22 protein-coding genes, 2 tRNA genes and 1 riboswitch are annotated in these 21,006 nt (G+C 35.1%); of the genes, 17 read left to right on the forward strand and 7 right to left on the reverse strand.

Annotated elements, in window-relative coordinates; genetic code table 11:
* Positions 1–17 precede the first annotated feature (17 nt).
* The 3 genes from HNR27_RS04765 to HNR27_RS04775 all read left to right on the forward strand — a co-directional run bounded on the left by HNR27_RS04765 (position 18) and on the right by HNR27_RS04775 (position 2,650).
* A complete protein-coding gene (locus tag HNR27_RS04765; protein ID WP_429338943.1) occupies positions 18–917 on the forward strand; it encodes a GNAT family acetyltransferase in 900 nt (299 codons plus the stop codon).
* Positions 917–1,519, forward strand: a complete 603-nt coding sequence (locus HNR27_RS04770) for a zinc dependent phospholipase C family protein (protein ID WP_429338944.1) — start codon at positions 917–919, stop codon at positions 1,517–1,519. The genes HNR27_RS04765 and HNR27_RS04770 overlap by 1 nt, the downstream gene beginning before the upstream one ends.
* 582 nt (positions 1,520–2,101) lie before the next feature.
* The gene (locus tag HNR27_RS04775) at positions 2,102–2,650 is read left to right on the forward strand and encodes a hypothetical protein (RefSeq protein WP_429338945.1); all 549 of its coding nucleotides are present in this window, start codon (positions 2,102–2,104) and stop codon (positions 2,648–2,650) included.
* A 58-nt stretch (positions 2,651–2,708) separates the two neighbouring features.
* On the opposite strand, the gene HNR27_RS04780 is transcribed toward HNR27_RS04775, so the two are convergent.
* A complete protein-coding gene (locus HNR27_RS04780; protein ID WP_429338946.1) occupies positions 2,709–4,208 on the reverse strand; it encodes a DHA2 family efflux MFS transporter permease subunit in 1,500 nt (499 codons plus the stop codon).
* Between the two features lie 607 nt (positions 4,209–4,815).
* Here HNR27_RS04780 and HNR27_RS04785 point away from each other — a divergent pair.
* Together HNR27_RS04785 and HNR27_RS04790 are read left to right on the forward strand one after the other, a co-directional pair.
* Positions 4,816–4,888, forward strand: a tRNA-Thr gene (locus HNR27_RS04785).
* A 14-nt stretch (positions 4,889–4,902) separates the two neighbouring features.
* A tRNA-Ser gene (locus HNR27_RS04790) sits at positions 4,903–4,991 on the forward strand.
* 149 nt (positions 4,992–5,140) lie between these two features.
* Here HNR27_RS04790 and HNR27_RS04795 read toward each other — a convergent pair.
* Positions 5,141–5,971, reverse strand: a complete 831-nt coding sequence (locus HNR27_RS04795) for an RpnC/YadD family protein (protein ID WP_429338947.1) — start codon at positions 5,969–5,971, stop codon at positions 5,141–5,143.
* Positions 5,972–6,114: 143 nt separating this feature from the next.
* On the opposite strand from HNR27_RS04795, the gene HNR27_RS04800 reads away from it, so the two are divergent.
* Genes HNR27_RS04800 through fosM form a run of 3 tightly spaced genes read left to right on the forward strand, consistent with a single transcriptional unit; the run spans position 6,115 to position 7,546 of the window.
* The gene (locus tag HNR27_RS04800; protein WP_429338948.1) at positions 6,115–6,630 is read left to right on the forward strand and encodes a GNAT family N-acetyltransferase; all 516 of its coding nucleotides are present in this window, start codon (positions 6,115–6,117) and stop codon (positions 6,628–6,630) included.
* 11 nt (positions 6,631–6,641) lie between these two features.
* Positions 6,642–7,115, forward strand: a complete 474-nt coding sequence (locus tag HNR27_RS04805) for a GNAT family N-acetyltransferase (RefSeq protein ID WP_429338949.1) — start codon at positions 6,642–6,644, stop codon at positions 7,113–7,115.
* Between the two features lie 8 nt (positions 7,116–7,123).
* A complete protein-coding gene (gene fosM / locus HNR27_RS04810; protein ID WP_429338950.1) occupies positions 7,124–7,546 on the forward strand; it encodes a FosM family fosfomycin resistance protein in 423 nt (140 codons plus the stop codon).
* Between the two features lie 36 nt (positions 7,547–7,582).
* On the opposite strand, the gene HNR27_RS04815 is transcribed toward fosM, so the two are convergent.
* Positions 7,583–8,011 carry a DUF6376 family protein gene (locus tag HNR27_RS04815; RefSeq protein ID WP_429338951.1) on the reverse strand — a complete coding sequence of 143 codons (429 nt, stop codon included), beginning with the start codon at positions 8,009–8,011 and terminating at the stop codon, positions 7,583–7,585.
* A gap of 159 nt (positions 8,012–8,170) precedes the next feature.
* On the opposite strand from HNR27_RS04815, the gene HNR27_RS04820 reads away from it, so the two are divergent.
* Positions 8,171–8,497 carry a metalloregulator ArsR/SmtB family transcription factor gene (locus HNR27_RS04820; RefSeq protein WP_429338952.1) on the forward strand — a complete coding sequence of 109 codons (327 nt, stop codon included), beginning with the start codon at positions 8,171–8,173 and terminating at the stop codon, positions 8,495–8,497.
* Positions 8,484–9,182: an SRPBCC family protein gene (locus HNR27_RS04825; RefSeq protein ID WP_429338953.1), complete on the forward strand. Its 699-nt coding sequence runs from the start codon at positions 8,484–8,486 to the stop codon at positions 9,180–9,182. The genes HNR27_RS04820 and HNR27_RS04825 overlap by 14 nt, the downstream gene beginning before the upstream one ends.
* Positions 9,183–9,373: 191 nt before the next feature.
* On the opposite strand, the gene HNR27_RS04830 is transcribed toward HNR27_RS04825, so the two are convergent.
* Entirely contained in the window at positions 9,374–10,606 is a 1,233-nt protein-coding gene (locus HNR27_RS04830) for an MFS transporter (protein WP_429338954.1), read from the reverse strand.
* Between the two features lie 211 nt (positions 10,607–10,817).
* Between HNR27_RS04830 and HNR27_RS04835 the strand changes: the two genes are divergently transcribed.
* From HNR27_RS04835 to HNR27_RS04850, 4 genes are all read left to right on the forward strand, one after another.
* Positions 10,818–12,551, forward strand: coding sequence for an ABC transporter substrate-binding protein (locus tag HNR27_RS04835; RefSeq protein ID WP_429338955.1), 1,734 nt, complete (start codon positions 10,818–10,820; stop codon positions 12,549–12,551).
* A gap of 69 nt (positions 12,552–12,620) precedes the next feature.
* Positions 12,621–12,722: riboswitch (purine riboswitch) on the forward strand.
* Between the two features lie 155 nt (positions 12,723–12,877).
* A complete protein-coding gene (locus HNR27_RS04840; RefSeq protein WP_429338956.1) occupies positions 12,878–13,456 on the forward strand; it encodes a xanthine phosphoribosyltransferase in 579 nt (192 codons plus the stop codon).
* Positions 13,456–14,742 carry a nucleobase:cation symporter-2 family protein gene (locus HNR27_RS04845; RefSeq protein ID WP_212920002.1) on the forward strand — a complete coding sequence of 429 codons (1,287 nt, stop codon included), beginning with the start codon at positions 13,456–13,458 and terminating at the stop codon, positions 14,740–14,742. The genes HNR27_RS04840 and HNR27_RS04845 overlap by 1 nt, the downstream gene beginning before the upstream one ends.
* A 158-nt stretch (positions 14,743–14,900) precedes the next feature.
* Entirely contained in the window at positions 14,901–15,665 is a 765-nt protein-coding gene (locus HNR27_RS04850; protein ID WP_429338957.1) for an alpha/beta fold hydrolase, read from the forward strand.
* A 113-nt stretch (positions 15,666–15,778) separates the two neighbouring features.
* Here the strand turns inward: HNR27_RS04850 and pdxK are convergent, their stop codons facing one another.
* Positions 15,779–16,582, reverse strand: coding sequence for a pyridoxine/pyridoxal/pyridoxamine kinase (gene pdxK, locus HNR27_RS04855; RefSeq protein ID WP_429338958.1), 804 nt, complete (start codon positions 16,580–16,582; stop codon positions 15,779–15,781).
* Positions 16,583–16,815: 233 nt separating this feature from the next.
* On the opposite strand from pdxK, the gene csaA reads away from it, so the two are divergent.
* Together csaA and HNR27_RS04865 are read left to right on the forward strand one after the other, a co-directional pair.
* Positions 16,816–17,145: a chaperone CsaA gene (gene csaA, locus HNR27_RS04860; RefSeq protein WP_212919114.1), complete on the forward strand. Its 330-nt coding sequence runs from the start codon at positions 16,816–16,818 to the stop codon at positions 17,143–17,145.
* Between the two features lie 41 nt (positions 17,146–17,186).
* Positions 17,187–17,876 carry a CBS domain-containing protein gene (locus tag HNR27_RS04865; RefSeq protein ID WP_429338959.1) on the forward strand — a complete coding sequence of 230 codons (690 nt, stop codon included), beginning with the start codon at positions 17,187–17,189 and terminating at the stop codon, positions 17,874–17,876.
* A gap of 72 nt (positions 17,877–17,948) precedes the next feature.
* Here the strand turns inward: HNR27_RS04865 and HNR27_RS04870 are convergent, their stop codons facing one another.
* Together HNR27_RS04870 and HNR27_RS04875 are read right to left on the reverse strand one after the other, a co-directional pair.
* Positions 17,949–18,242 carry a hypothetical protein gene (locus HNR27_RS04870; protein ID WP_212919116.1) on the reverse strand — a complete coding sequence of 98 codons (294 nt, stop codon included), beginning with the start codon at positions 18,240–18,242 and terminating at the stop codon, positions 17,949–17,951.
* Between the two features lie 54 nt (positions 18,243–18,296).
* On the reverse strand, positions 18,297–19,058 hold the full coding sequence (locus HNR27_RS04875) for an NRDE family protein (RefSeq protein WP_429338960.1): 762 nt from the start codon (positions 19,056–19,058) through the stop codon (positions 18,297–18,299).
* Positions 19,059–19,382: 324 nt separating this feature from the next.
* Between HNR27_RS04875 and HNR27_RS04880 the strand changes: the two genes are divergently transcribed.
* The gene (locus HNR27_RS04880; RefSeq protein ID WP_429338961.1) at positions 19,383–20,795 is read left to right on the forward strand and encodes a DHA2 family efflux MFS transporter permease subunit; all 1,413 of its coding nucleotides are present in this window, start codon (positions 19,383–19,385) and stop codon (positions 20,793–20,795) included.
* The last annotated feature ends 211 nt before the right edge of the window (positions 20,796–21,006 follow it).

Raw genomic sequence — 21,006 nt, forward strand, 5'->3', positions numbered from 1 at the left:
TTAGCTAAGGAGAGATAATGGAAATCATTATAAAAAAATACAATAATTCATATAAAGAGGAATTAAGAGAACTTATAATTCAAGCCAATGGGGAATTAAATCTTCTAAATTTAGTAGAAGGCAATCGTAGTACTAGTAAAGGTTCATTTATTGCTCTACAAAAAGAGAAGATGATTGGGTTAATTACTTCATGGAAAAGTATTTTTCATCCATACTGTACTTACTTTCGGTGTATTGCCCTACCTGAATATTTAGATTGTCTTGATAGGTTACTTGCCGAAATGGAAGGTAGCCTTAGTAAGGGAGATTATCCTCTACAAATATCCTTAGATGAGAATTCCATTTTAGGCAACTATTTTAGCAGGCTTAATTTTAAAATCATCAGAAAAACCTATTTGCCATCATTGGATTTATCAGTGTCATTGCAAGGAATGCTTCCCGTAGCTCTTCAACAAATAAAATCATTAAGAGAAATAGAAACAAGGCCAGACATTATCACTCAGCTAACAAAACTAGTAAAACGTAACTATGAAGAAACCCATCTTGTAAATCCCGTAGCTGATTTAACGTTAGATAAATGGAAGGAAATGATTTGGGCTGAGGATATATTGCTGGATGGAAGCTATGTTTATCTCAATGAAAAGGGAGATGGAATATTAGCATATTCATTTCTACATAAATCAGACCAGCAAGGGACTGTTGAATTAGGATGGTCTGGGGCAAGTGATTTATCAGAGATAGACATACTCTCTATACTTTTGGAAAAACAAATCTATTATTCTCAATTACATGGCTACCGTTTCCTTGAAGGAGAATTTGATACTACAAGTCCTTATGCCATGCACATGCTGAAATCTAAACCATTCCCAAGAGAGCCAGTTTTAATAACGTTTCAAAAAGAGAAGGAGAATGACTAATGGGGTCACGAATTATGCACTTAATCGTAGCTACTCAAATCGCTAGACAATCTACAATAATGGATAAGCATGCATTTCTAATCGGTGGAATTGCACCTGATGCCGTCTACCCAAAAACAAGGTCACATTTTTATAAGGGTAATGAGGATGATTACACAACCTCGATCGATTTTAACGCTTTTCTAGAAAAATATCCCCAACAAAGTGACTATATACTGGGGTATTATACCCACCTTATTGCAGATTATATTTGGGTAAAAGGTTTTTACCAAGGTTGGTTGAAAAATCGAATGGATCAAGATAAAACCCTTTTGGAGAGATATCACCATGATTTTAAGGTTTTGAATGGTAAATTACTGCATTATTATCAGATTGATACAAATATTTTAAAGGACTTTCAGCTAACATCCATTCATGACCTAGAGGAGGTTAAGGTAGCGGATGTAGAGAAATTTATTCCTTATCTTATTGAAGATATCCATTATCCTCAAGAAGATCTGGAAGCAGCATTAAATGTATTTACCTTCCAACAGATTATTGGTTACGTGGAAACATCGATTGAAGTCGGTATGATGAGGTTGAAAGAAATAGGGATTGGATAGTTCGAGAAAGAAAGGCAACCCCATTTAAATCATTTATGAAGGCATTATCCAAACAAGCTTGGCTGAAAAAATAGATTATTTTTATTTCCTCTCCAGATTTAATGGCTATTCCAGAAGTAAATATTGGTATAATTGAAATGACACTCCAGAGGATTTGATACGAAGTTGAAGATTATGGACGGTTTACTAAAAAAGATTTTGCCAATTAGCTAGATGACATTAATGAGAAATGATACTTTCGGACTATTAATATAAATATTTTCCAATTATTTGAAACCTTTTCACGTCCATATTCGTCTTATATAGAAGAGAACTATTATTTTATTATCCCACAAGAAACTATATTGATTTCCAACTTTATTAGAAAGGTTATTTGCTAAAGGTTGGACGAATGTCAAATTTTCACTATGTTAATGGAATATATTATACCTTCCAACTAATGGATAAGATCCCACTCTATGGATTTACATTGTAGTATTAATCATGAATGGGATTTGTTATTCCTATTACAATAGTGATCTATTTAATTCTTCAATACGAGAAGGGTGGGGGGAACGGTACCCTGATATCAGGGAGGCGAAAATGAAGAGGTTACTTATAATAATGCTGTTTGGTATCATATGCTTAGTTGGATGTTCATCCAATACCTTGCAAGAGGCAATAAGTGATAGTGTGTATGGTAAATTTGATAAACCGGAAATTTTGTACCAGAATGATGATATTGGAATTGTATTATTTTTGACCAAGAATGAAAAAGGAGAATTTATTATTTGTCAAAGCTCCTATGAAAAAAATGGATTAGATCGTTATAATTTGGTCACAAGTGGTGATCAGATGATTCCGATAGAGCTTGGCAAGAAGTCGGAATTTATCACGCTAAATTCAATCGAGGAAAAATCTGGTGATTCATTTAATGTTATATGGGGTGGGATATTCCATCACTCAGGTGCTAAACATGTAGCGTATAAAATACATAGTACTGATGAAGGGGCAAAGGTATTTCAAAATAATGTAGAAATTAATAAAAAGCATGTTTTTGTCGATGTGATAGAGGAGCCCATTTCAGATTCTTATACGATAACATTTAACATTCTAGATAAAGAAGGCAATATATTGTTTACTTATAATTAATAAGACCCTTTTGAAGCTCACAATCCAAGGTGGATTCATTCAAAAGGGTCTTTCTGCTTTATTTACTTTTGGTATTATTTTCTGCTTCAGGCTGGTTAACAGGAACTCTTTTAATGAAAAAGGCTAATATTAATGCTGCAATTATAATCAATGAAGATACGAAGAAGGAGAAGTTTATCCCATTCAACATTGCGTGATTGACAAGTTGTGATTGCACGTCAATTGCAGAGCTTCCTGTATCAATCATACTTTCGTCAATCGGTCCCTTCGTTAACTCTTCCAATTTTGCCTCTGTTCTTTTATTCATGACTGTAACTAATAAAGCTGATCCAATTGCACCTGATACCTGTGATAATGTATTATTCATTGCAGTTCCATGCGGATATGCTTGTGGTGGCAATTGATTCAAACCATTTGTCATGACAGGCATATTGACCATGGACATTCCAAATGAACGAATCGAGAATAAGATTGCTACGAATGCAAATGAAGTCGTCAAGGATAACTTACTAAATTCGTAGGTCGTAACCAGCAAAATGAGTAATCCGATAATGGATAAGGTTTTTGCACCGTACTTATCAAATAGTCTACCGGAAATAGGAGACATAATTCCCATTACAATCGCACCTGGAAGCATTAGTAAACCTGCTTCTGTTGGTGAAAATCCTCGAATCATTTGAATGTAGATTGGCACTAAAATCATCCCTGAAAACAATGCCAGTGAAATGATAATCGATATTGCGGAGGATAGCGCAAACATCGGATATTTAAAAATCCTAAATTCAAGTAATGGCTCTTCAAGTCGATACTGTCTAATAATTAACGAAATAACACCGATTACTCCAGCGATGATAGTACCATATACTTGCGGATTACTCCATCCTAGGTCTCCGGCAACACTAAATCCATATAGGAGTCCACCAAAACCAATACTAGATAATAGGATGGATAGCACATCTAATTTAATTTTACGCTGCGGTGTAAAATTCTTAAGTTTGAATATCGCATAGACTAGTGAAAGAATAGAGAAAGGTAGTACAATGTTAAATAACATTCTCCAACTATAATGTTCCACAATAATTCCTGATAAGGTTGGTCCTAATGCCGGTGCTACAATCATAACAAGCCCAAATACTCCCATAGCCTGTCCACGTTTTTCAATAGGAAAAGCAACTAACATTACATTCATAAGTAGTGGCATCATAATAGCTGAACCAGATGCCTTAATCATTCGCGCTACAATTAATACGCCAAATGTAGGAGATAGGCTTGCAAGTAATGTGCCAAGTGAGAATAAGCCCATTGCTGTTATAAATATCGCGCGGTTTGAGAATCGCTGAATGAAGAATGCACTTGCAGGAATTAGGATTCCATTTATAAGCATATACCCAGTTGCTAACCATTGAGCCTTCGATGGACTAACTCTAAATTCATCAATAATAGAAGGTAATGCTACATTTAAAAATGTTTCATTTAGTATGGCCACAAATGCTCCAATAAATAATATCGCTATTATTCCATAAGGGACTTTATGTTCCTGTGTTTCAACTTTAGTCATAATATTCTTCCTACTTTCTTTTTTCAAACTAAAAGCACTTAAGTATTTTATACATATAGTAAAATCTTTGCAACAGATAAGGTAAGCTATTAATAGAAAAGATTTATGTTTATAAATAATGCTAAAAATAGGTCTTAGAATTTTCCCTATCAGGTGAGCAAAACTACAATATCCTTCATTACTATGTTAAAACATAGGAAAATTAAAATTTATATTGAAGTAGTCATTACAACTATATTGCCACCATTATTGTCTATTTACTTATCAGATTAGAATATGAGGATCAAATAAATCAGAATCAGGTTTAAAAAGTTTGCAATAAAATTTATAAATTTATAAAGCTGTAGAAATAGAAGCTGTGGTTCATAACATCTAGTAGCTTTTATAATGAAAATAGGGAATATAGATTACCAATAATTTTTACTTGAAATCATCCAAGGATAGGAGTATTATTTTCTTCGTAAGTTATACTAAGTATCCTAGCTAATATCGTAAACCTGCTACAGAGGTTCATGTATTCTATGAAGTACAGCACTCAACATCCATGGGTTATTTAGAAAGTGCAGGGAGCTTTATGTTCGGAGTATATCATGAATTTAATAACTATGCTGGTGTAGCACAGCTGGTAGTGCACTTCACTCGTAATGAAGGGGTCGGAGGTTCGAGTCCTCTCACCAGCATCATTCACTATTATGGAGAAGTACCCAAGTGGTTATAAGGGGATGCACTCGAAATGCGTTAGGGGCTTTATAGCTCGCGTGGGTTCGAATCCCACCTTCTCCGTTAGGAAAATACTTAAGAGTTCAGCCGTATCCAATAGGATACGGCTTTTATATTTTTTCTACAGAACTTCCGTCACTAAGCATTTTTTATTTCGTAAAGACTATTAGTGAAACCTTTTTCTTGATTTTAAAAGTACGTGTTCTTTTCAATCAATGTTTTTTAAATTTATCTAGATTTCCTGTTGATGTTGGGAAAAATTCAGATATATCAAAGTTAATTTTATCTGCTCCCCCCATTCCAACTAAATTGCTCAATTCCTCTGTTAGTATCGATTGTAATTCTTCTCGTGTTGGGAGTAAATAATCGATGAAGTAGAATAATGAAGAAAGGTATTGTTTGGATTTGTCTTTTTGCTGGGAGAAATGTCTTAACACTTGAACCATTAGCTTACGTTTTAAGATGTATCTTTTCAAATCATTATTTTTTGTTTCATTTGCGTAGATTCCTGCTAATACTGCAGCCGAAAATGGATTCGATGACTTTTGAAGTTCATGAATATCCTGTTCTAAATAGTTATACACGTGGTAGTGATAGATGATACTTGTACCATAATAATGATAGTCAAAGTAATTTTGTCTGCGATTTCCCTTCGAGTTTGTAAGAATGGCAATGGCGTATATTTCACGATCGTACTTATCATATATTCGATAGAAATAGCGAAACATTTGTTTTCGAAATGCTCTATCTGCCTTTCCGTTAATCTCAATATGTATCAATAGCCACTTTTCGTTTCCGTTTACAAGTGGCACTTTAATAACTAGAACAGCATAACTTCTGTTTGATCTATAATCTAAAATCTCTTGAAAAAAATCCTGTTGTAGAAAGGTTACTTCCTTTGAAAAATTGATTTTCTCATGCAGGAATGGAGCGAAAAATAGAATAAACTCCTCAAACAATTCACTTATAAGCTTTTTCCAAAGTCTATCATAATCTGGAGAGCCATATGTCGCTTTTTCCTCCTGTATGACGGGAGATAGCATTCGGTTTCACGTCCTTTTTCTTCTTATTATATAGGAACATATATTTGCAACCAATATTTTTTTGAAAGCATTTAATTTTTTTAAAGGGTTTTAGTCGCAAAAACTAGAATACTAGAATAGGAATTTTATATGGGGGAATGGCTGTGATAATTCGTTTGTTAGAACCAAACGATGCTAAGGAATATTACGATTTACGTTTAGAGGCATTGCAAGTAAATCCAGAAGCCTTTTCTACGAGCTTTGAGGAAGTAATTACAAGCCCAAATATAGTTGAACATTATGAGAAGAGCTTTCGACAGACAAATACCTATAATTTTGGTGCATTTCAGGAAAATAAGATGATCGGAATGGTAACATTATTTCCCGAAACAAAAGAAAAATTAAAACATAAAGCTAGTATTTTTGCAATGTACGTAAAACCCGCATATAGGGGACAAGGTATTGGAAAATTACTTCTTGAGGCTGCACTTAAACAGGCATACGAATTAGGCGGTCTATCTAAAATTAATCTGTCTGTAGTATCTAATAACCATGAAGCAAAGGGACTTTATCAAAGGTATGGCTTTAAGACATTTGGATTAGAAGAGAAGGCACTTATGGTTAATCATGCATTTTATGATGAAGAATATATGTCACTATGGTTATCTAATAAAGAATAGAGGGTAAGAAATTGGAATTGACAACAAGTAGAATTAAAGAAAATACTGCAATTGAGATCCTAACTTGGAAATATGAAAAGCCGTATGATTTTTATAATAATGTTCTATCTGGCGAAGCTATTTTGGAGTTGATGAGTAATTCTTATCGAGCAGTTCTTCATAAGGAAGAGGTAATCGGTTTCTTTTGTACAGGAAGAGATGCACAAGTACCTAAGGGGCATGAGGTTAATGCCTATGCTGATTCTTGTGTGGATATTGGAATTGGCATGAAACCGGAATTAACTGGTAAAGGAATAGGAACCATTTTTTTACGGTTTATTTTACAAGAAGTTTTACGAGAAGCAAAAGGCAGTATACGATTAACGGTGGCAGAATTTAACCTTCGAGCAATTCGCCTATATGAGAAGTTTAATTTTTTAAAGCAGAGCGAGTTTGTTAGGGGCGATGGTGTTAAGTTTATTGTAATGGTAAGAGACGAGGAGTAGGATTAAGAATGAAATTAGGTGGAATTAATCATCTATTATTTTCGGTATCGGATTTAGAGCAATCCATTCAATTTTACCAACATGTATTTGATGCAAAACTCTTGGTAAAGGGGAAAACAACTGCTTACTTCGATTTGAATGGACTATGGCTGGCATTAAATGAAGAAAAGACAATTCCTCGAAACGAAATAGAACATTCCTATACACATATCGCTTTTTCAGTAGATGAGAAGGACTTTGACGCACATTGTAAAAAGCTAAAGGAACTAAATGTACGTATACTTATAGGAAGAGAAAGGGATAGTCGGGATAAACAATCTATTTACTTTACTGATCCAGATGGACATAAATTTGAGTTTCATACAGGAACATTACAGGATAGATTAGACTATTACCGGAAAGAAAAAAAGCATATGAGATTTTATGAGTAATGACTGTAAAAAGGATTATTTTTAAATAATCCTTTTTCAATTGTTCTCTAAATTTTGTATTTGATCCATAAACGTTGTAATGTTATCTATAGATTGGGTGAAGTCTGTTTTATTGAGATCCTCTATCATTAGTTCTCCAGATTGTATTTGATTAATTGTATCAAGTAGTTTTTCATTTTGTATGAGTATTTCGTTGTGTATGCCTTCTGCAATTGCAGGGGCCTCAATAGAATTAAATTCAGCTATGGTATTTTCTATATCTAACAGTTTCTCCTCTATGGAAGTTACATTCACTTCTCCGTTATTCATTATTGACTGTACCTCTACTGAAAAGGCGCTTAGTTCATTAATAAAGTCCGTTGTTTCTGTAGCATAATGAATCGTCTTCCTTGTCTCCTCAATAATGCCACAGCCCGTAAGAAGTATGATGGTTGAAAGAAGTAAAAGTCCAAGGGTCTTTTTCATTTAATTTCTCCTCTTATTATTTATTAATCATAGAATAGCATGTTACTCCTAAGCTGTCTTGATGTGAATGAAACAATTTTAAATAAGTGTTGACGAATATGAAATCCTTTGCTAAATTATATATAACCAAAAGGTTATATGAATAAGGTGTGAAAAAAGATGTCGGATGTGTACAGAGCTTTAGGCGACCCAACAAGAAGATTTATCCTGAATATGTTAAAGGAGGGTGATTTAACTCAAAAGGAAATTGTAGCTTCATTTGATATCTCACAACCAGCAATCAAGAAGCATTTGAATATTTTAATGGAAGAAAATATTATTTCTGAAGAGATTCAAGGAAAATATCGTGTATACTCCTTGAATAAAGGGAAATTACAACTTGCATACAATGAAATGCTTCAATACATCGCAGACTTACTAGATAATAAGCTCGAGAGCTTAAAAAATTATGTGGAAAAAGGGGAAAGTCGAGATGACCAAGGTTGAAAATTTTGTTAAGCGGGAAATCGTTGTAAATGCACCGATGGAAAAGGTTTGGGAGGCTCTTACAAAAGAGGAGCACTTAAACAAATGGTATACAAAAGAAGCGAAATTGGATTTTCGTGTAGGTGGAAAAGGTTATATGGATCATGGCTGGGGTGCAACTTCAGAGGGTACTTTTACCGAGATAGTTCCTATGAGGCGCTTTGTTTTACAGGGAAATGATGGTGATTTTACAACGATAACAAACGTAGAGGTTGTGGATGAAGGGGTAAAGGTCAGTATTACATATTCTGCTTCTTATCTCGAAGAAATGGATGCAGCTTCAAAGGAAAATATGTTATTTGGGACTGGACAATTTCTGGAGAACCTTAAAAGTGTTTATGAAACAGGATTAGATAATCGGAAAAACTTATGGCAAGCGTGGATTGGGATCGTACACACAACTCATCACGAGTCAATTGGCACAGAAATTTTACAAGTAAATGATAGTTCTGCTGCAGCGAATGCTGGATTGCAACCTGGAGATATCGTTATTGGATTGGATAATGTTCCTGTGTTAGGCTATGAATCGTTTGAGCGGTTTTTAAATTCAAAAGCCATTAATGAACCAGTTTCCTTACAGGTACTGCGTGGTGCAGAAGAGCTTGAGCTAATAAGTAATGTAGAGCCATATCCTGTGTCATATTGAAAGGAAAAGTAATGTGAATTTTTTTAAATGTGTTATAGATTAATCTTGGATGAAGATGCTAAATTCATTGTTATATTGTGACACTTTTTCCATGATAGGTTTATATCCTAAAGTATTTAGTAAAAAGCTAGGTAAAATCAATATGGTTAATTTAGTGCTGGGCTAAGAAGAAAATTCTTAGCCCATTAGATTTATTGCAATTTACGAAATGGGTGAAAATAAAGCCTTATAAAGAGAACAAAGATAATAAGTGCTGAAATACCAAATAAAATTGGAATTGGTAGCCATTCAGCCCATAATCCTGAAATGGTTAAACCAAGGGGGAGGGTAAGCTTCATGAGCATGGATGATGTTCCTGCAACACGGCCTAATAAATGGTTTGGTGTGAATTCTTGGCGAATAGTAAAATAGACGATATTGGAAATAGTTGTGGAAAACGTCCTAATACCTAGGGCAATTCCAATTGTCCACCAATTTGGTGCAATGATTAAGGTAACCATACCTACAACATCGAATAATAAACAATAGGTATAAATATTTCCACGTCCCCATTTTTTTCGAATACTACTTACTACTGATGCTCCTAGTAATCCTCCGATAGCTGAAATAGAAAACATAAGCCCTACTTCATCCTCGGTCGCTCCTAATTGATCTGTAACATAGAAAATAAGCACACCAATTACTAAACTAGCAGCAAAATTAATAAATAGAACCGTTATAGTTGGCGTTAATAATATTTTATTTTGGATTAACTCATCAATACCCTCTTTCATATCTTTCCAAATGGATATATTACCTGTACTTGATTTTTCCTCTGTTGGTAATTGAAGCAATTGGATACAAAGAAAAAGAATGAATAGACTTGCAGTATAAATAGCTAATGTAGAAGAAAAAGAAAATATAACAAGTAATGATCCTGCAATTCCAGGGCCAATAATCGAAATTAGAGTACTCACAAATGTTAATTTAGCATTTGCAGTGGTAAGTTGTTCCTTTGTTATAATTTGTGGAATTGTTGAATGGTTGGCATTACCAAACGTATAACCTGCAGAGGATAAAATGAAACCAAATAAATATAAGTGCCATAATTCTATCTTCTCATAGAATAAAAGAGAAACAATAAAAATCATAGCGATAACTTGAATAAGGCTTGTCCATTGTAGCATCCTCTTTCGATTGAATCTGTCTACTAATACTCCTGCAAGCATGCCAATAAAGATATTTGGAAAAAATTCTATTGCTCGCATTGCACTCATTGCTAAAGCGGATTGACTCATCTCATAAATTAATAATGGTATTGCGACCGAATACATCTGGGAACCAAAATTGGATACTGCAGTTCCACCCCACAGGAGTAAAAAATTTCTATTTTTCCAAAGCGAAATCTCTTTTTCTTTCATTACGTTCATTGCTTGGTTCTTCATTTTAAAATGCCTCTTTCCTTATTTTTCTGTATGTACTGTATGGAAATGGATTAAAGCTATATTTTATAGTATCCTTTAAAAAGGTGAATAAAAAGTGAAAAATTGATATTGATATGTTCACCTTTTTTTAGATAGCGAAGTATAATTTTATTTCTGCCTTTCATAAGGCTACATAGTACGATTTGTGGAAATAAAATAATAGGAGGAATTTATGAAATATCGGAATCATTTAAAATCGTTATTACACTATTTTCCCTCTAATATCCAGACGGAAACAACGATATCAAGCTTGGCCGTCATATTGAATTGCAGTGAAAGACATGTAAAAACAATTTTAAAATCTTTGCATGAACAAGGGGATATCCAATGGGTGATACAAAGAGGAAGGGGTAAAAAACCTTTACTCACCATCATTCTTACAGAGGAGCAACTGCTATTTGAAGAGGCAAAGGAGCTTGTTTCATCTGGGAAATATAGAAAGGCGTTTGAAATAGCAAAATCATTAAAATCCTTACAAAACGAATTCAACCAATGGATGGAGGCAGACTTAGGAATCGTACATGAAAAGGATGAGAATGTAGAACAGGATATATTACGATATTCATTCTATGAAACGAAATTATGTATGGATCCTATAAAAGCAGTTTCGCGACATGATGGACATATGATCCAGCAAATCTTTGATAGGCTTGTAGAATATGATCCTGAAAGAAACGTCCTTCTTCCTAGATTAGCACGGAGTTGGGAGAGTGGTGATGGAAGGATATGGATATTTTATTTGCAAAAAGGCGTTCCATTTCACCACGGGAGAGAAATGACCAGTGAAGATGTTAAGCAATCCATTAAACGGATACCAAGCAATAATATAATAGTGAAATCAATCAAAGAAATTGCTACACCTTCTCCGTATACGATAGTTTTTTATTTGAATGAAGTTGATTACTTATTTCCAAGATATTTCTCCAATAGTAAAGCCTCCATCGTACCTATAGAAGTAATACTGGAGGATGAGAAGAAATTTCAGAAATTCCCTATTGGTACAGGACCATATAGATTGACTGTTCATGATGACGATTTAGTTAGATTAGATGTTTTTAAAAATTATTATCGTGAGAGACCATGGTTGGACAGAGTTGAAATAATTAAAACAGCAAATTCAGCAAGAGAAGTTAACCATCCCCTGATGTTAAAGGCGCCTGACGATTCGTGGGAGGAAATTAGAGAGATAGAAGAGGGGGCAGATTATATCACCTTTAATTGTAGTCGATCTTTAATGAAGGACATTCGATTTAGAAAACGTTTAAGCGAAATCATTAATCCTGTAGAGTTCTGTATCGAAGGGGAAATTGTTGCATCTAGCTTTCTATCGAATAGAAGTCTAGAATTGAACGAGAAAAAATTCATAGCAGCTACTAAAATGATTCCGATTGATAATACACTGAAGATTGCTGCACAAGAAATTAGAGAAGGGGTTAATCATGAACGGGAAGCAATAATTTTACAAAATCAATTAAAGCGAGCTGGTATAGACTCTACTATTGAAATTGTAAAATCCTCAGAGCTAAGTAAGCCAAAAATCATAAGTTCATTTGATTTAGTAGTTGGTGGTATAGCATTGTCAGATGACCATCTATTATCTGTCTTAACTGCTACCGTCTCTAATCATTTACCAATTTGTCCTTCTATGAGTAAAGAAATTCATAAAAAAGTAGATAATTTTATGACCAGAATAAAATTGCTTCAGGATGAATCCTCTAGGTGGAAACTCTATTTTGAAATGGAGGATTATTTAAAATCGGAGTATCAAATAATATTCTTAAATCATCGCACGCACACGATATATCAGCATAAAGATAGTGAATACGCTAATATAGAGTTGGATCACCACGGGAGAGTAGATTATCGACGAGTTTGGAAACGGCATAAAGCTAGGATTAATTCGTAATCTAGAAATATCAGAATCTTTCTATATTCGGTTATAGGGTTGATTTTGTCTTTTTCAACCGCTATACTTAAAACAATTAAATACGTTTTTCATATAATCGCAAGGATACGGCTTGCAAGTTTCTACCAGTTCACCGTAAATGAACTGACTATGAAAAGTGGCTGAATGATCAATTACATTCTATTAATTGATGTATTTTATCATTCGATTTTTCGACAACCTTTTGGCTCGAAAAACAGTGCTTCTTCATAGTGGGGGCATGTTTTTCGAGCTTTTTTTGTTTTGAAAATAAACGGTGAAATGCATGAATAGAAAGGAAGGTTTCTATGAAACTATTAAAGAAGGCTATTATAGAAAAAGGTCGGGTATTATCGGAAGAGGTGTTAAAGGTTGATGCATTTTTAAACCACCAAATAGATCCGACTTTAATGCAGGAGATAGGTAAGGAATTTTCAGAGCGATATAGAGAAGCGGGTATTACGAAAATCCTAACGATAGAATCATCTGGTATAGCACCTGCTTTAATGACAGGGTTAGAGCTTGGTGTACCTGTTGTTTTTGCTAGAAAGAGAAAGTCCCTCACATTAGTTGATAATTTATTGACAGCAAAGGTATTTTCTTTCACTAAAAATGAAACAAATGAGATTTCCGTTTCAAAGGATTACTTAAAAGACGATGATGTAGTATTAGTTATTGATGACTTTTTAGCGAATGGACAGGCTGTTCGTGGATTAATAGATATTGTTAAACAAGCTGGAGCACATCTAGCTGGTGTTGGGATTGTCATTGAAAAAGGATTTCAAGCAGGTGGAGATTTCCTTAGAAATCAAGGTGTTCGTGTAGAATCATTGGCGATTATCGAATCTTTACATCATAATCAAGTAATCTTTAGGGAGGAATTATGATGAAGACAACTACTTTAGGCATTCAACATGTACTTGCAATGTATGCAGGAGCCGTATTAGTTCCTCTAATAATAGGTAGTAAACTAGGTTTAACCCCTGAACAGCTCACTTATTTAGTAGCAATTGATATATTGATGAGTGGTGTCGCAACATTACTTCAAGTTGTAAAAAATCGCTTTTTTGGAATTGGTTTACCAGTTATGCTTGGTTGCACTTTCACCGCTGTAGGCCCAATGATAGCAATTGGTAGTCAGTACGGGATAAGTGCTATGTATGGAGCAATTATTGTTTCCGGAGTTGTCGTTGTACTAGTTAGTGGTTTTTTCGGGAAGTTGGTCCGTTTTTTTCCACCAATTGTAACTGGGACTGTTGTTACAATAATAGGGGTAACGCTAATACCGGTAGCAATTAATGATCTTGGTGGTGGCCAAGATGCAGCTGATTTTGGTTCTATTTCTAATATTGCTTTAGGCTTTGGTACATTATTCTTTATCATTTTGATGTACCGATTTTCGAAAGGTTATATCCGTTCGATTTCTATCTTAATCGGTTTGATTGGTGGAACGATTATTGCTGCTTTTATGGGGAAAGTGGATTTAAGTGCAGTACATCAAGCATCTTATTTTCGATTACCAGAGTTTTTCTATTTTGGGATGCCAACATTTGAATGGCCTGCGATTATTACATTAACACTTGTTGCATGTGTTTCCTTAGTGGAATCAACTGGTGTCTATTTTGCATTAAGTGATATGACCGATAAGAAGCTTTCAAAAGAAGACCTGTCAAAAGGATACAGAGCGGAGGGCTTAGCGATTGTCATTGGTGGACTCTTCAGTGCCCTTCAATACACAACCTACTCGCAAAATGTAGGACTGCTTCAGATAACTGGAATAAAAACAAGAAAAGTGATTATGGTCGCTGGTGGAATGTTAGTGGCATTAGGGCTAATTCCTAAAATTGCTGCATTTACAACCGTCATTCCAACCTCTGTTCTTGGAGGGGCTATGATTGCGATGTTTGGTATGGTTATTGCCCAAGGAATTAAAATGTTAAGTAAGGAAATTGGAAAATCTACAGGCAATTCGATGATCGTAGCATGCTCCGTTGGTATGGGACTAGGGGTTACAGTTGTTCCAGAACTATTTGCCCAGCTGCCATCTAGTATACAAATCTTAACAAGTAACGGAATTGTAGCAGGGAGTGTAACTGCCATTCTATTAAATATAATTTTTAATATGTTACCTACGAAACAGCCTGTTGCTGTTTTACAAGAAAAAGAGGCTTAATACAAGACAAGGAATTGGGAAATAACCTAATTCCTTGTCTTTTTTTATATTCAAAGTGATTTCGGATTTTAATCTGAGTTGAATATAGTTAGTTAAAACAATTACTAGATATTACTTTTTGTTATAATGATAGTACCATTTCAATTGGAGGGAATAGTATGCCGAAAGCTGTTGTTAATGGAATAGAGCTTTATTATGAGGAAACTGGAAAAGGAGAGGTGATGATATTTCTTCATGGCTTAACAAGCAATCATCTCATGCTTAAACAGGAAATGGACTATTTTAAGGACCGTTTTCGAGTGATTGGGCTTGATTCCAGAGGACATGGAAAGTCCGAAAAACCCCTCACCTATACATTGAATGACCATGTTCAAGATGTGATTGCTTTTATGGATGATTTCGGAATTGAACGTGCAAATCTATTCGGTATGTCAATGGGGACGTATGTCGCCCAGGGAGTGGCGGTTGCAATACCTGATCGGGTGAACAAATTGATTCTTGTCTCGGGGAATTCTCATGCTAAAGATCCATCAACTAGTTTGTTAGGTAGACATGCAAATGAGTTGAATGGTCTCACCTTCGAAGAGCAAATGGCTAAGTTATCCTCCTATATTTTCCATGATTTAGTATCAGTTGGTAAATGGCTTGAAGGTATCCCAGGGGGACTAACAAGAGAACAACAAGAGATAGCAGCTAATGCTCTAGTCGAATTTGATTTTCGACCAGATTTACATAAGGTGACAGCAAAAACATTGGTGATAAACGGAAGACATGATGGATTGAACCCACCTGAAGATGGAAAGGAAATTGCTATACATATTCCTAATGCACAGTTTGTTGTATTTGAAAACTCCGGTCATGCTCCTAATATAGAGGATAGAGTAGCTTTTCTCGAGCTAGTAGATTCCTTTTTAAATGAGTAGGAAATACATATTTTCATGAAATAAATAAAAAACGATCAAAGATAAAAAACTAACGCATACTCCTTTTTGTGAAAAAAGGCATGTGTTAGTTTTTTTAAAAAAGTGAAATATCGTTACATTTTGTTGTAAGCACCATGCATAACTGGTCCAACATATTCATTAAGTTTCCAGCCATGCTTGATAGCAGCCGATACAAATTTCTTTGCATTTGTAACCGCATCTAAAACAGATAGTCCATTTGCCAGATTAGCTGTAATTGCAGCTGCAAATGTACAACCTGCACCATGATTATAGGTAGTATCGACTTTCTCACTTTCAAGTAGTGTGAAATCTTTTCCGTCATAAAATAAGTCTACTGCTTTTTCATGCTGGATAGCTCTTCCACCTTTTATAACAACATTCTTTGCCCCTAGGTCAATAATTTTCTTCGCAGCTTCTTTCATGTCGTCAATGGTTTTGATAGGACCAGAGGTTTGTGCTAATTGCCATGCTTCAAAAAGATTCGGTGTTGCAATTAGGGATAATGGAAGTAAGACTTCACGCATAGCGTCTGTATTCTCCGGTAATAGTAATTCATCTTCGCCTTTACATACCATTACAGGGTCAAGTACATATTTATCTATATGATGCTCCTTTATTTTTTGGGCACCAAGCTTAATAATTTCAACCGTTCCAAGCATACCTGATTTCATTGCATCAATACCGACAGATAGAACAGTATCAAGCTGCTTTTCTACAACCTCCACATCGATGGTTGTCACATCATGATTCCAACCATTTGGGTTCATCGTAACGATAGAAGTCAAAGCATTCATACCATAAACGCCATGTTCTTGGAATGTTTTTAAATCTGCTTGAATTCCAGCGCCACCACTCGTATCCGATCCTGCAAGGGTTAATGCTTTTTTCATTGTCATGGTAAAATCCCCCTAAAATTAATTCGTACACAGTTACTAGGATATAATATTTTCTTATGAAAGAAAAGAATACATACTTACATATTTTATAAATAGTAGCTACTTAAAAGCTTTTAGAAATGTATAAGAGATAGTACAATAGTAATAATAGAGATACACAACCAGAAGAAGAGAGCCCCCATGTTAAACGATTATTTACATAGGGGCTTATTATTTTTTAGGAGGTAAATACTATGGCGACAATTGAAGATTTTCTAAAGCTAGATTTGCGGGTCGGAACGGTCGTAAAAGCAGAACCATTTCCTGAGGCAAGAAAGCCTGCTATTAAGCTAGAGATCGACTTTGGTGAGCTTGGTATGAAGCAATCGTCTGCTCAAATAACGAAACGATATAATCCTGAAATGTTAGTGGGTCGTCAGGTCGTGGCAGTTGTTAATTTTCCACCTAGACGAATTGCAGGATTCAAATCGGAAGTATTAGTACTTGGTGGGGTGCCTGGTGAGGATGATGTAATACTATTAAGACCAGATGAAAAGGTAGAAAACGGTACGAAGATATCTTAACGTTTCTAGTTATTTTTTCCAGTTTAAAAGGAGAAATATTCATGGCAGAGAATTCAGAACGATTTATTACCGCATTTAATCGAATTGATAAAGCAATGGATGGGGAATTACAAAGCAGTAAAGGGATTGGATTTTCTAAAGCGGTACGAATTTTAACAAGATATAATGCTATTGTACGCAGATATAAGGATGATTTACTTGAATTTGCTGAGCTACGAAATGCGATTGTACATAATCGCTTGGATACCATTCAAGTAATTGCTGAACCCCATGATTCCGTTGTGGAGAGTATTGAGAAGATTGAAAAAGAATTTACACAGCCGCGACTTGTTATTCCTATTTTTGAGAGAAGGGTACATATCTTTCAAAGCAATAAGGCACTTTCGGAGTTGCTGCACGTTATTCGAGAGAAGGGGTATTCTAAATTTCCAATTTATGATGCTCAGGAATTCAAAGGGCTCGTAACAGGGAGCGGTATAACGAAATGGTTATCAATGAATAAAGAAACCTCTATCAGGGATGTGCTAATAGAAGAAATTTTACCATATGAAAAGGAGACGAATCATCAATTTATAGATAAGGATACTTCTGTTTACACGGCAGTGGAGTTATTTAAAGATGAGATTAGTAAAGGAAATCGCATGGACGCATTACTAATCACGGATAATGGTGAAGCAGATGGGAAATTATTAGGTATGATTACTGCGTGGGATATTATGAGTATAGAATAATAGGAAACCCTATTGCTTAGGGTCTCCTATTTAGACTTTTCTGATATAAATGGGAGAATAACTCCAATAACTTTATAAAATGTAAGAAAAGACGGAAGGTACTATTAATAACGCTACAGAGAAAGAGACTAGCAAATTAGTGATTGATTGGGGTAGCTTTTCTCTTCCTTTCCCCTTGTACCAACCGGAAAATTGCCATTTATTCCGATAAGCTACAAACAAAAGTAGTAATATAGCAATATACCCTAGCCATTCATATTGAATTACGCCGAACGATTGATAAACATATTTTAAAACAGAACTAAAAATAGCCCCTAGTAAACCAAAAATCAATATAATTCGCGCTAGTTCCAATATAAATCTCACTCCAATTTCCCCCTATCTTTTTATAATTGTTTGGATATAGTCCTTGTTTCCACTTTATACTTGAAAGTTATATTTTTTTTCATTATGGAAAACACCAGAAATGTATGTTCTTTCGGTGAAGGCTACATGATTGGAATTATTAATCGTTAAAACGGTAGAACATCGGGTCCCATAATCAGGCATCTTGATGAACAATGGGGAAAGTTTTTTTTCTAATTCTAATCCAATTCCAGTATCAGGCAAAAGTTCTTCTTGTGCTTCATCTGAATCTGCCAGAATTTGAAATAACTCCTCATGGCTCACCTGATTTGTTTGGTTAACATACTCTCTCAGCTTTGCTCTTCCCTTTTCTACCTTTGGCCAGGGTGTATCAAGAAAATGATTGCTTAATCCATGAGTTCCTGGTGAAATTTTTGTTATCTTATCTTCTATATTATTATAATACACTAGGCCATCAGCATTTCCAACAAGAAGATTGAAGCCCACATAATTCCCTTTAGCTTGACTAAGTTTTTCTAAATATTGTCTAGAGGATTCATTCCCTGCTAGGTAGTTCGTTGTTATTTCACCACGCGAGAATTTCCCTGATTTCATATGGTCTGGATGACGATAATTTGTTAACGCAGCAAATCTACCTTCCGTTGTTATTCCTAACCAGGTCCCCATTTGTAATAAATCCCTGCCAGCTAAAATAGTAGGCTTGTCTTCCCAGAAGCTAGCCTCCTTAGTAGGACGATCATATGCCTCATCGCGGTTTGCAGCGAGAATTAGTTTATATGTTGGATGGTCTTGTAATTGAAAAAGTATTAAGCACATAGGTTAGTAAGTCCTCCTTCTCCCTAAATTATAGGTGATACGAGGATAAAAATCACTTTATATTATGTAGCTCAAAGTATCTTTTCTATAATGAGAGCTTGTTCCATTTTTTGGATTATTTACGATATTCCTCTATTTAGATATCGGATAGAGTACGATAAGACCGGGCACAGATACCACTTTCCATAATATTGTAAATCGACGCTCGCATAAAATTTATGCGAGCGTTAAGTTTTTAACCGAACCTAGATTTCTCAAAGTAACATAAAAATGTGTTGTTGTGGCATCAATAAGAATGAGAAAAAAGAGAAAGAAGGAAGCAAGATGGTTAGAAGAAATAATCGTGTAACAACAGGTGAAAATATTAAGAAGGTTCCTCTAATCATTGTACTTTTATCAGGTGCTTTTGTAGCAATTTTAAATCAGACCCTTTTAGCTACTGCATTACCTGTCATTAAGCATGACTTCGGTATTGATGATAATACAGTCCAATGGCTACAATCGATTTTTATGCTTGTAAACGGAATTATGATCCCGATTACGGCGTTCTTGATTGAAAGGTTCACTACGAGGGGACTATTTCTTACAGCAATGGGATTGTTCGCTATCGGAACATTAATTTGTGCAATTGCACCTGAATTTTATTCTTTACTATTAGGAAGGGTGTTACAGGCAAGTGGTGCGGGTATTATAATGCCATTAATGCAAACGATTATGTTTCTAATATTTCCAATAGAAAAAAGAGGCGCAGCGATGGGGTTATTTGGTTTAATTATTTCATTTGCACCGGCAATAGGACCGACATTATCAGGCTATATTATCGAGCATTATCCATGGAGAAGTCTATTCTATATTGTCTTCCCGATTGCATTACTAGATATTATTGTCGCGTATTTTGTCTTAGTTAATGTTACAAAGCGTACGTTTCCAAAGGTTGATCTAGTGTCAATTGCCTTATCAACTATTGGATTTGGCGGGCTGTTATATGGATTTAGTATTGCTGGAAGTGTAGGCTGGACAAGTATACAGGTGTTTGGCAGCTTAATTATTGGCGCGCTTGGTTTACTTTGGTTTATAGTAAGACAATTAAAACTACAACATCCAATATTGGAGTTTCGGATATTCAAAAACGCTGTATTCACGTTAACTACCGTGCTAGGAATGACCGTATTTTTAGCCATGATTGGTGGAGCTGTTATTCTTCCTTTATTAATGCAGGATATGCTTGGTTTTTCTCCTATGAAGTCTGGAATGGCTTTACTCCCAGGTGCAATTATTATGGGGTTAATGAACCCAATAACAGGACGTTTGTTTGATAAGTATGGAGCGAGATGGTTATCGTTAATCGGGTTGATTATTGTGACAGTAACTACATTTATGTTCGTTACGTTTTCTCCTGAAACCACTTTTACGTATATTGCAACAGTAAATGCGTTTCGAATGTTTGGTATATCGATGGTTATGATGCCAGTGACTACAGCTGGGTTAAATCAATTATCACGAGAAATGCTTCCACATGGTACGGCAATGAATAATACTTTACGACAGGTGGCAGGTGCAATTGGTACAGCAATGCTTGTCACAGTAATGACTTCAACAGCCATACCATCTGAAGGTTTAAGTGGAATGATACATGGAGTAAATATGGCATTTGCCCTAGCCGGTGTTTTTGCTGCAATCGGACTCGTATTAACATTTTTCGTCAAATACAATAAGCCAATTGGAACAATGGATTAATTTCCTGTTCCCCCTTCAATTTATTGTGCAATCAGTTGAGGGATGACTTTTGTATGGTTTAGTGGGCTGGTTTTGGGGTGGAGTGAAGTATAGAAGTGTTCTAAACATCATTTCGAGGCTGACTAGGAGACGAAATGAAACATAGGAGTGCTCTAAGTGTCATTTCAAGGTTAACTTTTGGGTGAAATGAAACATAGAGGGGTTCTAAACA

The organism is Ornithinibacillus bavariensis (genome assembly GCF_050433565.1).
GTDB classification, from domain to species: Bacteria; Bacillota; Bacilli; order Bacillales; family Amphibacillaceae; genus Ornithinibacillus; species Ornithinibacillus bavariensis.

Coding starts and splice junctions, on each gene's coding strand:
- HNR27_RS04820 (WP_429338952.1), top strand. CDS start 8,171: ATGTCGGATGTGTACAGAGCTTTAGGCGACCCAACAAGAAGATTTATC.
- HNR27_RS04795 (WP_429338947.1), bottom strand. CDS start 5,971: ATGCTATCTCCCGTCATACAGGAGGAAAAAGCGACATATGGCTCTCCA.
- HNR27_RS04880 (WP_429338961.1), top strand. CDS start 19,383: ATGGTTAGAAGAAATAATCGTGTAACAACAGGTGAAAATATTAAGAAG.
- HNR27_RS04825 (WP_429338953.1), top strand. CDS start 8,484: ATGACCAAGGTTGAAAATTTTGTTAAGCGGGAAATCGTTGTAAATGCA.
- HNR27_RS04775 (WP_429338945.1), top strand. CDS start 2,102: ATGAAGAGGTTACTTATAATAATGCTGTTTGGTATCATATGCTTAGTT.
- HNR27_RS04765 (WP_429338943.1), top strand. CDS start 18: ATGGAAATCATTATAAAAAAATACAATAATTCATATAAAGAGGAATTA.
- HNR27_RS04840 (WP_429338956.1), top strand. CDS start 12,878: ATGAAACTATTAAAGAAGGCTATTATAGAAAAAGGTCGGGTATTATCG.
- HNR27_RS04770 (WP_429338944.1), top strand. CDS start 917: ATGGGGTCACGAATTATGCACTTAATCGTAGCTACTCAAATCGCTAGA.
- HNR27_RS04835 (WP_429338955.1), top strand. CDS start 10,818: ATGAAATATCGGAATCATTTAAAATCGTTATTACACTATTTTCCCTCT.
- pdxK (WP_429338958.1), bottom strand. CDS start 16,582: ATGACAATGAAAAAAGCATTAACCCTTGCAGGATCGGATACGAGTGGT.
- csaA (WP_212919114.1), top strand. CDS start 16,816: ATGGCGACAATTGAAGATTTTCTAAAGCTAGATTTGCGGGTCGGAACG.
- HNR27_RS04815 (WP_429338951.1), bottom strand. CDS start 8,011: ATGAAAAAGACCCTTGGACTTTTACTTCTTTCAACCATCATACTTCTT.
- HNR27_RS04830 (WP_429338954.1), bottom strand. CDS start 10,606: ATGAAGAACCAAGCAATGAACGTAATGAAAGAAAAAGAGATTTCGCTT.
- HNR27_RS04845 (WP_212920002.1), top strand. CDS start 13,456: ATGAAGACAACTACTTTAGGCATTCAACATGTACTTGCAATGTATGCA.
- HNR27_RS04865 (WP_429338959.1), top strand. CDS start 17,187: ATGGCAGAGAATTCAGAACGATTTATTACCGCATTTAATCGAATTGAT.
- fosM (WP_429338950.1), top strand. CDS start 7,124: ATGAAATTAGGTGGAATTAATCATCTATTATTTTCGGTATCGGATTTA.
- HNR27_RS04850 (WP_429338957.1), top strand. CDS start 14,901: ATGCCGAAAGCTGTTGTTAATGGAATAGAGCTTTATTATGAGGAAACT.
- HNR27_RS04875 (WP_429338960.1), bottom strand. CDS start 19,058: ATGTGCTTAATACTTTTTCAATTACAAGACCATCCAACATATAAACTA.
- HNR27_RS04780 (WP_429338946.1), bottom strand. CDS start 4,208: ATGACTAAAGTTGAAACACAGGAACATAAAGTCCCTTATGGAATAATA.